Source organism: Alkaliflexus imshenetskii DSM 15055 (genome assembly GCF_000517065.1).
GTDB classification, from domain to species: domain Bacteria; phylum Bacteroidota; class Bacteroidia; order Bacteroidales; family Marinilabiliaceae; genus Alkaliflexus; species Alkaliflexus imshenetskii.
Genome location: NZ_KI912105.1, coordinates 1,632,556 through 1,644,699 on the forward strand (window position 1 = coordinate 1,632,556; position 12,144 = coordinate 1,644,699).

18 protein-coding genes are annotated in these 12,144 nt (G+C 42.2%); 4 read left to right on the forward strand and 14 right to left on the reverse strand.

The genetic code is table 11. The annotated features are described in order from the left end of the window. The first annotated feature begins 1 nt into the window (after position 1). The 4 genes from ALKIM_RS0106625 to ALKIM_RS0106640 all read left to right on the forward strand — a co-directional run bounded on the left by ALKIM_RS0106625 (position 2) and on the right by ALKIM_RS0106640 (position 3,954). Complete coding sequence (locus tag ALKIM_RS0106625; protein WP_026473957.1) at positions 2-412, forward strand: phage protein Gp36 family protein; 411 nt, start codon at positions 2-4, stop codon at positions 410-412. A 2-nt stretch (positions 413-414) separates the two neighbouring features. Next, the gene (locus ALKIM_RS0106630; RefSeq protein WP_026473958.1) at positions 415-2,919 is read left to right on the forward strand and encodes a phage head morphogenesis protein; all 2,505 of its coding nucleotides are present in this window, start codon (positions 415-417) and stop codon (positions 2,917-2,919) included. Between the two features lie 135 nt (positions 2,920-3,054). Beyond that, entirely contained in the window at positions 3,055-3,516 is a 462-nt protein-coding gene (locus tag ALKIM_RS0106635) for a phage virion morphogenesis protein (RefSeq protein ID WP_044117786.1), read from the forward strand. A gap of 12 nt (positions 3,517-3,528) precedes the next feature. Further along, a complete protein-coding gene (locus ALKIM_RS0106640; protein WP_157363814.1) occupies positions 3,529-3,954 on the forward strand; it encodes a hypothetical protein in 426 nt (141 codons plus the stop codon). On the opposite strand, the gene ALKIM_RS0106645 is transcribed toward ALKIM_RS0106640, so the two are convergent. From ALKIM_RS0106645 to ALKIM_RS17840, 14 genes are all read right to left on the reverse strand, one after another. Further along, entirely contained in the window at positions 3,951-4,157 is a 207-nt protein-coding gene (locus ALKIM_RS0106645) for a hypothetical protein (RefSeq protein WP_026473961.1), read from the reverse strand. The genes ALKIM_RS0106640 and ALKIM_RS0106645 overlap by 4 nt on opposite strands. Positions 4,158-4,245: 88 nt before the next feature. Continuing rightward, the gene (locus tag ALKIM_RS0106650; RefSeq protein WP_026473962.1) at positions 4,246-4,707 is read right to left on the reverse strand and encodes a hypothetical protein; all 462 of its coding nucleotides are present in this window, start codon (positions 4,705-4,707) and stop codon (positions 4,246-4,248) included. A gap of 109 nt (positions 4,708-4,816) precedes the next feature. Next, the gene (locus ALKIM_RS0106655; RefSeq protein ID WP_026473963.1) at positions 4,817-5,077 is read right to left on the reverse strand and encodes a hypothetical protein; all 261 of its coding nucleotides are present in this window, start codon (positions 5,075-5,077) and stop codon (positions 4,817-4,819) included. Between the two features lie 50 nt (positions 5,078-5,127). Then, complete coding sequence (locus tag ALKIM_RS0106660) at positions 5,128-5,574, reverse strand: hypothetical protein (protein ID WP_026473964.1); 447 nt, start codon at positions 5,572-5,574, stop codon at positions 5,128-5,130. A gap of 82 nt (positions 5,575-5,656) precedes the next feature. Beyond that, a complete protein-coding gene (locus tag ALKIM_RS17835) occupies positions 5,657-5,923 on the reverse strand; it encodes a hypothetical protein (protein ID WP_052345451.1) in 267 nt (88 codons plus the stop codon). Continuing rightward, positions 5,913-6,173, reverse strand: a complete 261-nt coding sequence (locus tag ALKIM_RS0106670; RefSeq protein ID WP_026473965.1) for a hypothetical protein — start codon at positions 6,171-6,173, stop codon at positions 5,913-5,915. Before ALKIM_RS0106670 ends, ALKIM_RS17835 begins: the two co-directional genes overlap by 11 nt. Continuing rightward, positions 6,170-6,364: a hypothetical protein gene (locus tag ALKIM_RS0106675; RefSeq protein WP_026473966.1), complete on the reverse strand. Its 195-nt coding sequence runs from the start codon at positions 6,362-6,364 to the stop codon at positions 6,170-6,172. The genes ALKIM_RS0106670 and ALKIM_RS0106675 overlap by 4 nt, the downstream gene beginning before the upstream one ends. 77 nt (positions 6,365-6,441) lie before the next feature. Then, the gene (locus ALKIM_RS19840) at positions 6,442-6,585 is read right to left on the reverse strand and encodes a hypothetical protein (RefSeq protein WP_157363816.1); all 144 of its coding nucleotides are present in this window, start codon (positions 6,583-6,585) and stop codon (positions 6,442-6,444) included. Next, positions 6,582-7,265, reverse strand: a complete 684-nt coding sequence (locus ALKIM_RS0106685; protein ID WP_026473967.1) for a DUF3164 family protein — start codon at positions 7,263-7,265, stop codon at positions 6,582-6,584. The genes ALKIM_RS19840 and ALKIM_RS0106685 overlap by 4 nt, the downstream gene beginning before the upstream one ends. Positions 7,266-7,633: 368 nt before the next feature. Next, positions 7,634-8,056, reverse strand: a complete 423-nt coding sequence (locus ALKIM_RS0106690; protein WP_026473968.1) for a hypothetical protein — start codon at positions 8,054-8,056, stop codon at positions 7,634-7,636. Between the two features lie 4 nt (positions 8,057-8,060). Then, entirely contained in the window at positions 8,061-8,498 is a 438-nt protein-coding gene (locus tag ALKIM_RS0106695; RefSeq protein WP_026473969.1) for a phage protein GemA/Gp16 family protein, read from the reverse strand. Between the two features lie 15 nt (positions 8,499-8,513). Then, complete coding sequence (locus tag ALKIM_RS0106700) at positions 8,514-9,125, reverse strand: DNA repair protein RadA family protein (protein ID WP_026473970.1); 612 nt, start codon at positions 9,123-9,125, stop codon at positions 8,514-8,516. Positions 9,126-9,152: 27 nt separating this feature from the next. Next, complete coding sequence (locus ALKIM_RS0106705) at positions 9,153-10,007, reverse strand: AAA family ATPase (protein WP_218916678.1); 855 nt, start codon at positions 10,005-10,007, stop codon at positions 9,153-9,155. Between the two features lie 66 nt (positions 10,008-10,073). Then, positions 10,074-12,092 (reverse strand): DDE-type integrase/transposase/recombinase, encoded by a 2,019-nt coding sequence (locus ALKIM_RS17840; protein ID WP_052345452.1) that lies wholly within the window; start codon positions 12,090-12,092, stop codon positions 10,074-10,076. Positions 12,093-12,144: the final 52 nt, after the last annotated feature.

Here is a 12,144-nt window from a genome sequence, read left to right on the forward strand (position 1 = left end):
TATGTTTCTCACAATTGATGAATTAAAAACACACCTGTATCAGGAGAACATCAACGTGATTGCACGTGATGATGAGGCTTTGGTTATGGCTGCCATTGACGGAGCCGTGCAAGAGGCCAGAGGGTATTTGGCCGACTATGACCGAGACGCCATATTTTCTGCTTCAGGAAACATGCGTAATATGCTGCTGTTGATATTTGTTAAAGATATTGCAGTGTGGCACTTTATTAATCTTTGCAATGCAGGCACTGAAATGCAATTGCGACAAGATAGATACGAACGTGCTGTAGATTGGTTAAAAGCTGTTCAGAGCGGAAAAGTTTCACCAGACCTGCCGCGAGCAATTGTTGACGGAAAACCAACAGGAGGCATTATTCATGGAAGCAATCCAAAACGCAATCAACATTTTTAGAGATGGCAAAGAAAACAGCAGACCAACAAAAGCTGGTAATTAACCAGCTAATTGTGCGCCCTCCTCAGCGTAAAACAAGTGACGTGGGATTGTGGCGCAATGCACTTCAAAGTGCTGACAACGGAAGATTAAAACAGCTATTTGAACTATACGAGGACTTAAGTATCGATGGTACATTAAGCGATGCTGTAAGTAAGCGAATAGAGGCTGTAACTAATAGTGAGCTGGTGTTTCAAAATGCCAGAGGCGAAGAGGTATCAGAAATAGTTGATTTAATGGACACACTTGATTTTGAAGAGCTGATAACTCAAATTATGCATGTCAGGTTTTGGGGGCGTGCAGGTGTAGAGTTCGACTTTTCACAGGGATTCAAAGTGACCGAAATTCCCAAGAAGCATATTGATGTATCTCGCGGAATCATTCTCATTAATGATACGGACGAAACTGGAATTCCCTATTCACTTGATGACAACCTTTTGGTGCTTGGCAAAAAAAGAGACTTTGGGTTATTCCTGAAAACTGCACCATTTGCAATTTGGAAACGCGGCGGATTTGGTGATTACGCTCAATGGCTGGAGATATTTGGCATGCCCCAACGTGTGGGCAAATATTCAAGCCATGACCCAGAGAGCCGAAAACTCCTCGAAGAAGCAATGAAAAAAGCAGGCTCAGCACCCTGGATAGTAATACCAAAAGAAACGGATGTTGAAACTGTAAACAATACCGGTAACGGTAGCAGCGGCACAAGCTTTAATGACTTTCGCAAAGCGTGCAATGAGGAGATTTTGATTTCAATACTTGGGCAAACACTCACTACCGTGCAGGGTGAAAAGGGCGCCCGGTCGTTGGGCGAAGTGCACAAAGAAGTGGAAGAGGGAAAAAACAGAAGCGACCTGCGTTTTGTTCAGCGTGTACTCAACCAAAAGGTATTGCCTATACTTGAGAAAAGAGGCTTCCCAGTTAAAGGAGGCTGGTTTGTTTTTCCCAAAGCTGCCAGGGAGCTTGATGTAAATGAGATAGTGCAATTGAGCGACATCATGGAAATACCGGCTTTGTTCCTGCATGAAAAATTTGCCATCCCAATGCCTAAAGATGGTGAGCCTATAGCCAGAAGGCACCAACAACCTCAAGTTGTTATCCAGGAACCACAATCGGAGCCAAAGGGAAAGGAGCCTGATGCGGACAAAAAAGAGGTTAAAAACAGTGACCGCTCATTTTTATTGCGCTTGTGGGATTTTTTCGCCTACGCCCCGGCTCTGACCGGGGCTACCGCAAACCATCTCACGCAACTGATTGACGGCGATTTTAATGACCGCCTGATTGGCCGTATTGACGGCAAACAAACCTTTGATGTGGAACTGTTCCAATTCATCAGCAGTGACCTTATTAAAGCACTGGACGATAAGCCCCAGCAAATGGCTGATTTTGGGTTTGTATATCAATACCAAAATGATGCGTTTCGCACAGCTCAGGAACTGAATGTATTTCAGTTTTCAGCAGCCAAAACCATTGCCGAAATCAGGCTTCTTAACCAACTTTACCGTGAAAGCAAATCGTTTGAAGAATTTCACCAAAAGGCTTCAAAAGAGGTTGATGTTTTCAACAAGAAATGGCAGCGCACAGAGTATCAGACAGCTACTAATGTTGCGTCTTCATCAGAAAATTATCACAGGCTTATCGCGAAATCAAACCTTTTCCCCTATTGGGAATACAAAACAGTTGGTGATGATAAAGTAAGGAAGGAGCACGAAAAGCTGGACGGAATTATTTTGCATTACAGAGACCCGCGATGGGAAAAAATTTGGCCTCCAAATGGATGGAAATGCCGTTGCTATGTAATTCCAAGAATGAAACATGAGGTGGAAGGTATTGTAAACATCAAGGCGAACCAAATTAAGGTTGACCAATACCTGCAGTCGAAAGAGTGGGATAAGATTGATAAACAGGGGTTCGGCGGAAACAAGGCTGTTACGGCACAAATTTTTACTGCCAATCAGAACTATATTGCTAAATTCCCACAACAGGCTCAAAAGCTTTTAAAGAATGTAAACTTTAGGACTTTTGGTCTTGGTTCCTTTGAAAAGAACAGGGCTAATAAAACAGATAGTTACGAGCCGTATAAAGGTGATGCAAAGAGCTTCTTAAACAACATGGAACATGAGGGGGATGCAATACTCTTCCGTGATTTCAATGACAGGAAGATTGCATTTTTTGAAGCTGATTATCTGTCCGGGCATGCGGACAAATACTCTGAACGTATTGCTTATTTTCCGGCATTGAAAAATGCCTTAAAAGAGCCAGATGAAGTGTGGATAACTACCACCAAAAACAATCTGAACACATACAGTTTTATCAAGTATTACAACAATGTGAGCGTGGTAGCAATTGCTGAGGTAAAGCATGGAAGTGTTTACAGAATACGAACATGGTTTCCTATTAACGAGAATAATAACAAGGCTCTCCAGTTGCGCCAGGGATTGTTAATCAAAAAAGAGAGACAGCCTTAGACTACCTCTCTTTTTAATCGGGATTGTTGGCAATACGCTGGTCTTATTCAGCTGTCAGTGCCCCTCCTCCCGTGGTTTATGGAACTTCCTTACCCGCACTGCCAACTGGTACAAATATAAACACAATTCACCGATATGTCAACATTTGCCGACCTTGAAAAGTACCTGGAGCAATTACCCGACAGGGTAATGGATGATGTGTCACACCTGGTAGCAGAAACGGCTACTGAATATTTCAAAGAATCATTTCGAACCAAAAGTTTTGATGGTAATCCTTGGAAAGATGGAGTACCTAAACCCACAGGTTCGCTAATGATTGAAAGTGGCAACTTGCAAAACAGCATAACACCGGCTATAATAACACCTGAACGCGTAGTGATTAGCGCCGGAAATGATAAGGTTGATTACGCCCGACCACACAACGAAGGATTCAATGGCTCAGTAACTATCAATCCTTTTCGGCGCAAAAACGGACAGGATGTGAAGCAGCATACCAGACAAATGAACATTCCGCAACGCCAATTCATGGGTAATGCAAATGAGTTGGCAACAAGGCTGATTGAGCGCATTCAGCAATATTTAAAAACCATTTTATAAATGTTTAAAGGCATGAAAAGAATTTATATCCCGATTAAAAACAGGCTGAAAGCAGAGATAAGTCAACTGCGTTGGATTGATATGGATACAGACCAGATGAATTCAGCTTCGCGACCGGCTATTGCTTTGCCAGCTGCATTAATAAATATTGACATTGGCGACTGCCAAAGTTTGGCAGATGAAATACAGCTGTGTAGGGGCACTGTTTCAGTAACCTTGGTGTTTGACAACCCTGGGCCAACATCAGCCAATACACCTGAACACGTGATTGATTTAAGCCTTACACCTTATGATATAATTGGTGATGTGCATAAGGCTTTGCAGGGGTTTGATACGGAAGAGTTTGAGGCATTAAGCCGCATAAAGCAAGGTAAAGTGCGGAATCGGCATGGGTTATTTCAATATGAGATAACCTACCGTACTGTATTTGAAGATTAATGTGTACTGTAGCTTTTTTGCGAAAGCTCCTTTTTGGCATTGGTTGCGAGGTATTTGTAATAGGTGCGGCGACTAATGGCAAAGGCCGGGGCGATGTATGACCGGTAAACATGCTCCTGGCTTACGCCGTTACGAGTGTGTTCAACCGTTATCTCCTGTATTTTTATGATGCGTAACAGTCGGTTTTTGTGGTTATAGGCCATTTGCTTGTAAGTCTTTATACAAATATAACAAAACTAAAAAGAGGCTGCCTTTTTAGACAGCCTCTTTTTATGTATCTGAAAAGAATGTTTACTTCATAAAAAAATTAACATTGTTTGAATTTTTGGTGTTTACCACAACCCAACTCTTTTTCCCATTAACATTATTGCTTTCTGCAACAACGGTATGATTGCTTCTGGGGGTGTTTGTAAACTTAACTTTACCCAAGGCGTCAGCTATCCCTTTCTTGGTGTAAATTACTTCATCTCCTGTCGTTACATGTTTAAAAACACCTTCACCAACATAGTTGTAATGAACAGTAAACAACCCTTCCTGATCACCTCCGTTTAGTGTTCGAAACTCAAAGTTTTCAAAATAGTAAACATTTGAGCCACTATCTCCAGTTTTCACTTTGTTAGCCATTAAGTCCATTTCATATTCAACGGTAACGATTAACACTGTAGGGTCTCCTTCTATTAAGTTTATTTCATCAGTATCTGTAGAACATCCTAAAAACAACAAGACACTAACAATTGCAAATAAATTTCTCATATCTAATAAAATAAAGGGTTAAACTAATATTTAAATACGAATATTTAAGAAAAAGGTTCAAAAAACTTCATCTTAATTGGGTTAATGTGCCAACAAAGTGTATAGCGCATTAAAACGTCGCTATACACTGCTGGTGGCGGTTCCTCTTGCGATGTTTTGTGCGCCTAATATCTTTTATCAATTTCTTTACTTCTGTGTAATGCGCATCTGTCATTCTAACAGCATCAGCATCGTGGTTGTCTATCATTTCTTCGAGCAAACTAAGTGAACGTATAAGCAACGAACCGTTAACAACAGGTTTATTCAATTGCTTGCTTTTGTGCTTATTAATAATCTTATCTGCTTCTTTGAAAATTTCTTCTTTATTCATACTTCATCGTTTTAAAATCGCAACTAAATAAACCTGCGAACCGTTAGCATTCAGCTTAAAGACAGCATCACATCAGTTATAGTGTGATAAAAATTTTGAAGCTCATGGACATATTTTAACTTTATAAAGCGATGACCTTCAAAACCGAAAGTATAAGTATCATTCCATTCGCCTTTTTCAAAAGGTTTTGATAATACAAAATCTAAAATCATTCCACCGCTTTTAAAATCTTTGCCTATGTAGCCGTTTTTGTAATCCTTATCGGAAAAGCCAAACTTTAACAACCATTCTTCTGTTAGTAAGATTGGCGAATGGTTTTTATTAAAATCATCTGGATTTTCAGTTAACCATTTCAAATCTTGCCAATCAATTATAGTGTGAGAAATTCCTTCTCCTGTATCATAATTTAAAAGACTTCCTATTCTTAATTCATGGACAGAAAAAGCCGAAATGCTAACACTATGTTTATGCAATTGGGGTTTTTGTGGTGTATTCATCTGTTTTACAATTTATTAAGTTACTACTGTTTTGACAGTGCAGTGGTTTCTATTCCCCAACTGCACAAACATTTACCGTTGGCTAAAACAGCGTGGTTAAAAAATCAAGTATAAAAGCTCCACTTGCCAGTCCGCTTACTGCGCCAACCGATGCACCTCCGGCATATAGAAACCGGTCAGCCCAAGTGCCCAGGGCGGTGCGCTTCACGTTTAGTGTCCATACCAGCGAAATGGTAAAGGAGGCTAAGAACACACCTAAATAGATTGCTTTGGCAGTGAAGTAGGTGTTTACCACCACAAAAAACACCTGAATAAAACCGGTGATGAATACTGATATTTTAGATTTCATTAGCGATGTGTTTTGTGTTGTAATCTATTTCAATTATGCTCAGACCCCGATAAAAAACTCCTAGAGAGCGTTGAGCTTTGGCGGCCTCTTCAGGTGTGTCGAACCGCCATGCGCGGGTACGGTCAAGGGTAAAATCTGCTACACCTTTTATGCACCTGCTAAAATAGAGGTTGCCGTCAGGGGTGTGTTTCACAAGAACATAACGAAAGTTTTTGACGTCCTTTGCGCCAAAGAGAGATAGTAGTGTCATAGCTTTTCAAGTTTTCGGTATATCTCAACGCGTTCCCTGGTTAGTTTTATCCGCTTGCGCAGTGTCCGGTTAAAAGCTTCGCCCGGCATTGCGGGGAGCCTTAACATTTTTAATTTCTCTGTTATTTCGGTAAGCCTGTCATGCAACTCTTGCGATGAAAGTGGCTTGTTATTTGTATCTGATTTATTCATACATTCGTGTTTTAATTGCCTGTTATGGGCGTTTGCTGTTCCAAAATGGCCGGTGCGCTGCCTCGCACCGGCTTTTTTTAGTCTTCATAAGTTTTATCCCATGGTTCGGGACGATGGTGTGTAGGTTGGTTTGGTCGTTTGGATGCTTTGATGTCGCCAATGATGCACACCGCTAAAACAAGCACAGCTCCTGCCAGTATTATTATCTCAAAAGTTGTCATAGCGCATCGGTATTGATATTTTCTCCTTCCGGGAAATCAACACTTGTAATAGAGAGCGGCACCCCTTGTGCTTTTCCGATACTGTCTTTTACCGATGCTTCGATAAAGTAGGCACTACGCACCGGCTTGTAAGCTTCGGATATGATTTTTACGCCATCCCGAAATGTTTCATCGTTGATGTCATCGGCCATTTTCTGAAGCTCCAGAACACGGTTTGCTTTAAGGTTGCCTTTGGCGTCCTTTTTTAACAGGTTCTGAATGATGCGCACCAGCTTTGCAGTGTCCTCATCTTTTGCCAGGCTTTCTATGTAGCTGTTCACTTTGCTTATACCGGCCTCCACGGTATCGTCCCATCCGTCAACTACCCGGCATCCAATGGTGATGGTGTGCCCGGCATCATCAGTAAAGGCGTGTGATTGCTGCCCGTCTTTATAGTTGTAGAGGTCTTTTTTCAACTCTAACAAGGCGGTGAAACTGTTAAACACATCGGCTTTGGCGCGGCTCAACAGCGATGAGATGTTCTGAAGCTTCAGAATGTTTTCGCTTACTGTTTTTGCAACCAGGTCGCGGTAATTCTCGCGCTCTTTGCGGCGGTGTTCCCTTTCGGCCTGTTCCTGCGCCTGTAATTGTTCCATTAGTTTAGCCCGCTCCTGGGGGCTGATGGTGCTTACATCTATCATTTTCAAAATTTTTAAAGGTTATACTTCGAACATTGGGTTCTGGACACAATATCCCATTGATATAAGTTGCTTACAGTATTTTTCAGCAATTGGGGTCATTTCTCTCGACTGTTTCACGACATAACGTTGGCTTGTCACAATCTTACAGCCGTGTTTTCTTAGTTTGTGATGAAGGCGATATCTGAGCCTATTTCGCTTTGTATCTTCCATTTTCTTAGTCTTTTACATACATCGAAGGCATTGCTTTGCATAATCGCTCTATGGCATCTTCGGCGGCAGCTTTACTCGGGTACCCGGTTGACGCGCCAAATTTTGCCCAGCCTCCGGTTATGGTGTATTTAACTATTCGCCATATTCCTTTGCGCGGGTCATATTGAGCTCGCAATGGTTCTATACCTTGTAGCCTCATTTGGTGTCGCTGCTCTTTGTTCATTTTGTTGTTTCTTTAGGTTTAACTCCATGATTATTTTCTCGTAAGTTTCTTTTGTGGGCCAGGGATTTTTCTTGAGAAACACTTCCAAGATGTTAACCCTTTTAAATGTAGTGTGAAGAAACAATTCACATCCACGCATAAACGATTGTGCCCACCAGTACCAAAACACGTTGGATGTCATAAAATCTTTTGCGTTATAGCCCTGAAACTCTATGCCACTCTCAACATAAAACCGCTCTGCAGTTTCGCATCCTGTTTCAAAAAAGAGCATCAGATAATCCTCACCGCTCAATCCTGTGCGATTGCATATTGCAGCCTCAATGTTGTTGGCTCGTGTTACTATTTCATCTGTTTGCATAAGGTTAGTTTTGAAATTGCATAAAATCCATATCGTCATTCATCAGCTCGCCGGTGCGCTTGAGCGTTTTTTGCTTATCCAGAAAAGCGTAATAAAGAACCTTTAGTTTGCTTACCGGAATCTGGTTAAAACTGGCATACCCATCACCCGCACTGCGCATTGCAATAGCCTTCACGTACTCTGTATTGGCTTTTCGTCCGGTTAATTGCAAGTAGCCATAAATCGAAGCCATTACACGTTTGCGCCATTTGTCTGAATCGTTGTTTAATTGCTGTTTAAGAAGCCTACAAACCTCCTGCAATTGGTCTATGGTCATTTCCTTTGAGCTCTCCACGCCAAAGGCCGCAAGCACTCCCATCCGAGCCTCATCACTCATATTGAGTTTTGTGGCAAGTGTATGATACAAGCGTATAAGTTGATTTTTTGCGGCAAGCTTTTTCATGATACATGTTTATTGTTACCAATATCTGGCGGCTCCCTCTTCCCAAATGGTGTAAGGCTCGCCGCCGCCGTACCGAGATTTTGCAAAGGCCTTGAAGCCTTCAACTCGTATTTTAACGTTAGCCAGATACTCGATTGCTTTACCAACACGGCCGGCAGGCTGTTTGCCTTCTGCATGTGAGATAAATACAAAGAGTTTCCGGGGGTTCTCATCAATAATTTTCTTTAGTTGGGCGTAGGTTTTGAACGTGAACTGCAAGCTGTCGATAAACATGATATCGGGACTTCGTTGTTTTTTTATCCGCTTCACTAATTCATCAATGGGTTCTTTATCTAATAGCTGGATTCGATTTTCAACATCTTCCATTCCCTCTTCTATGAATGCTTTCTGTAGTGACAAGCTTAACCCCTCCTCAATACTATCATATGCCACTCGGCCAAAGCGCGTCATATACTTAGCCAACCTTACAGATAATCTGGTTTTTCCATTGGCAGGCGGCCCAGAAATAATCCAACATCCTGTTCGCTCTGGCCTTCCAAAACACGCCTCAAATTCACCATCAAAGGGCATCGAATTAAACCGCTTTGATTGAAGTTCTTTAATACTTACTGCTCGTTGGTTTGCCATTTATAACACTGTTTAATGCCTGTTTAATCAGGCGCTAAGAACATATTTAAGACCTTGTATTTTTCTCTTTACTCTGCGCAAATCATACTCGCTGTCTTCAATCACCTCACGTATGCGTACTTTATCTGTAATGCCATTGGCCACACAAACGGATGTGATGTCTGATGTGTTTAATCCCTCCAGTTCGATAAATTTTCGCCCAATGCGGCTGTAGATTTCCTTGTAGCCTTTTTTATTGAGTTTGAGCCCTCGTTTGATGCGTTTTGCCAAATGGTCAGTGGCGCATAATACTATTGCGCAATGGTCTTCCAATTGGTTGTAAAGGGTGATGAAAAAGTATAATACCTGGTCGCTGAGCTTATCGGCCTCATCCATTATTATGAGCGGATGTTGTTGGGTTTTAAGTGCTCTTACCACTTCGCCCATCATCTCGTTAACGGTGTAACCGGAATAATCGCGACCCATTGCTGAGAGTAGCTCCTGCATAAAGGTTTTGCGATTCCAAAACTCATTGCATTGCAGCAGATAGGCTCTTTTGTGTGTTTCTGCATAATTGCGCAATGCAAAGGTTTTCCCGGTTCCGGCATCGCCTACCACGGCAAATACGGTACTGCTGTTTCGTGCCCTCTCTAAAATAGTGTTGAGCAATCTAAAATCGCCTGTCTCAACAGAGACCCACTCGCTTGCACTGTAACCAATCTGACTGGCTATATTGCGCCACATCTCATCGGCAATCAAATCCCACTTATAGTTTAATACCTGTGAGATGGTGGCCGAGCTCACATTTTTTAGGCTCTTCGACGCCTTATTTTGGCTCTCGAACCGTTCTACATAGCATGCCAGTTTTGTGGCAATTGCTTGTTTTTCCTTTTCATTCATCATAACTTTGCGATGTTTAGTTGAACCCTCGCGTGGTGTGCGGCACCAATATCGCGGGGGTTCGGGTTTTTAATATAGTTTGCTATACAATTTTTCCTCGTCATTCAAATCGGGCACTTCGTTGCTAATGGCTTTCTCTATTTCGCCAATATCAATCTTTGCCACTTTTCGTTTTTGTTTTTTCGGGTTCCTTTTAGCACTTTCAATGCCTTTTAGTGCCGGAGACACCAAGCCGTGTTGTTCGGGTAATAGGTTAAATTGCTCCAGTACTTCATTGGTTTTATCGCGTGTGGCTATGCGAGCGGCTTTGTTGGCATTGTTTACCTGTGCCAGGAATGAAGCTTCGTGCGCTTCGGCCTCCTGCTTGCCACGGTGAACTGTGATTTTTTCGTCTAATATTGTTACATATTGCAAGCCGGTAGGCGTTTCTTTAAACACACAAATGGTGCTCATATCCTCGGGGTCGAACTTCACAATAAATTTGCGGTCGATGTTGGAGCGGTGCCACTTCATATCTGGCATGCGGTTTTCATCGTATTTGACGTAAGTATGTTTGCGCTTTTTCTCAGTAATGGTTAATCCATAAGCGGTGTACATAACTGTGTTGTCGCGCTGAATCCAGAACAAATCAACCATTTCGATAAACCCTATGGCCGGTGCTTTTGGGTTATGGCTTTCCAGGTACATCTCGATTCTGGGACGGCCTGTGAGTGGGTGTGGTGCATGGTTCCACTCGTTGCGAAGCTTCACATACTCAGCCATCATTTCGTTATAAGAGGGCAGCATGTGTTTGTTTGCCAGGATAAACTCTAAATTAGCCTTGCTTTCAAGCTTTTTAGCTGTGATATTCTGTCCTGTAAAAGACCATTTGCGGTTCAAAAAATGCTGCTGAAAACGTCCGAAGGCACTCTCAATTGTTTTCGATTTACCGTTATATGGCTGCGTGCGTATGCTTAGGTGACTTAGTTTTGTGAGGAAATCGCCACTTTGTAACTTCTTGTGTCCTCCCTGGTTGTCGTACCGGCACTCGTAAGGTCTGTGGCCTGAAAACTGAACAGCCATCTTAAAGGCCGAAAACTGTGCGGAAAAATCTTCGCTTTTTGATACATGATAACCGAGAAACACCTCACTGTACGCATCCATTACCTCGTAAACCTGTGTGGTTTGTATTTTACCATCCTCCATGTAAAAGAGGTTCAGCTTTGTTCCATCGCTGTACCACAAACTGTCGCGCATGGTTGGCAATTTGGTTGAGTGCTGATAGCCATATTTTTCTTTAGCTTTTAGTTCGCCGTAGCGGTGGCCATACCACTGTTCTTTTATTTCCGGCTGATAGATGTAGTTACGTATTGTTTTCTGGTCATCTACGGCTTTCCATCCGCGCTCATCGGCCAGTGAATTGAACTCCTCCCATAGTTGCGTCATGGTTAGCTTCTCTATAGGCGATGCCCAGCGAGCCAACAACCATGCCTTTGCCACAGGTGTGAGTTTTTCTGTGTTCGCATTGCCGGTACCGCCATGCACCAGTGAGGGATAGCTTTCTTTCATATACCTGTCAAACTTATTGCGCAATGGGCGTGGTTTCTTAGGTAGGTTATGAGGAATCTCATCTGAACGAATATCATTAACCATCTCTGATATGGCATCCCACATGTTCTGTTTCCGACCTCCCATCGTGCGACGCCATGCATTCTTTGTTTTTATAAACAAATCGATTGCGTTCAGCACATTAGCATTCGCATTGTACTCTCGTCTCTTTTCTACACTTAGTGGTTCTCCATCCGGCTTCACATAACCATTAAAGTATTCCAACGCGTTTAAATCCTGTTCAATCAAAGTTTTAATTCTGTTTTGCAAGGCAAGTTCATAAGGACTTTTACCTGCACAATTTTTCCTTATGCGCATCCTTAAGTCCTCTGGCATACTGGCATAATCTATCATAGCACGTCGTCCGTTGCCACCTCTTACCACTAATTTGAGTTTATCTCTGACAACCATTTTCTTGTAGTTATCATAAGAACACAACTCCAAGTCATCATACAAAACTTTGGCAGGAACACACAGTGTATTATCTATTAACTCGAACATAGCCAGTCATTTTTTGAGGAGTACGAATGGTTGAGTTTACTATCTGTTTGGC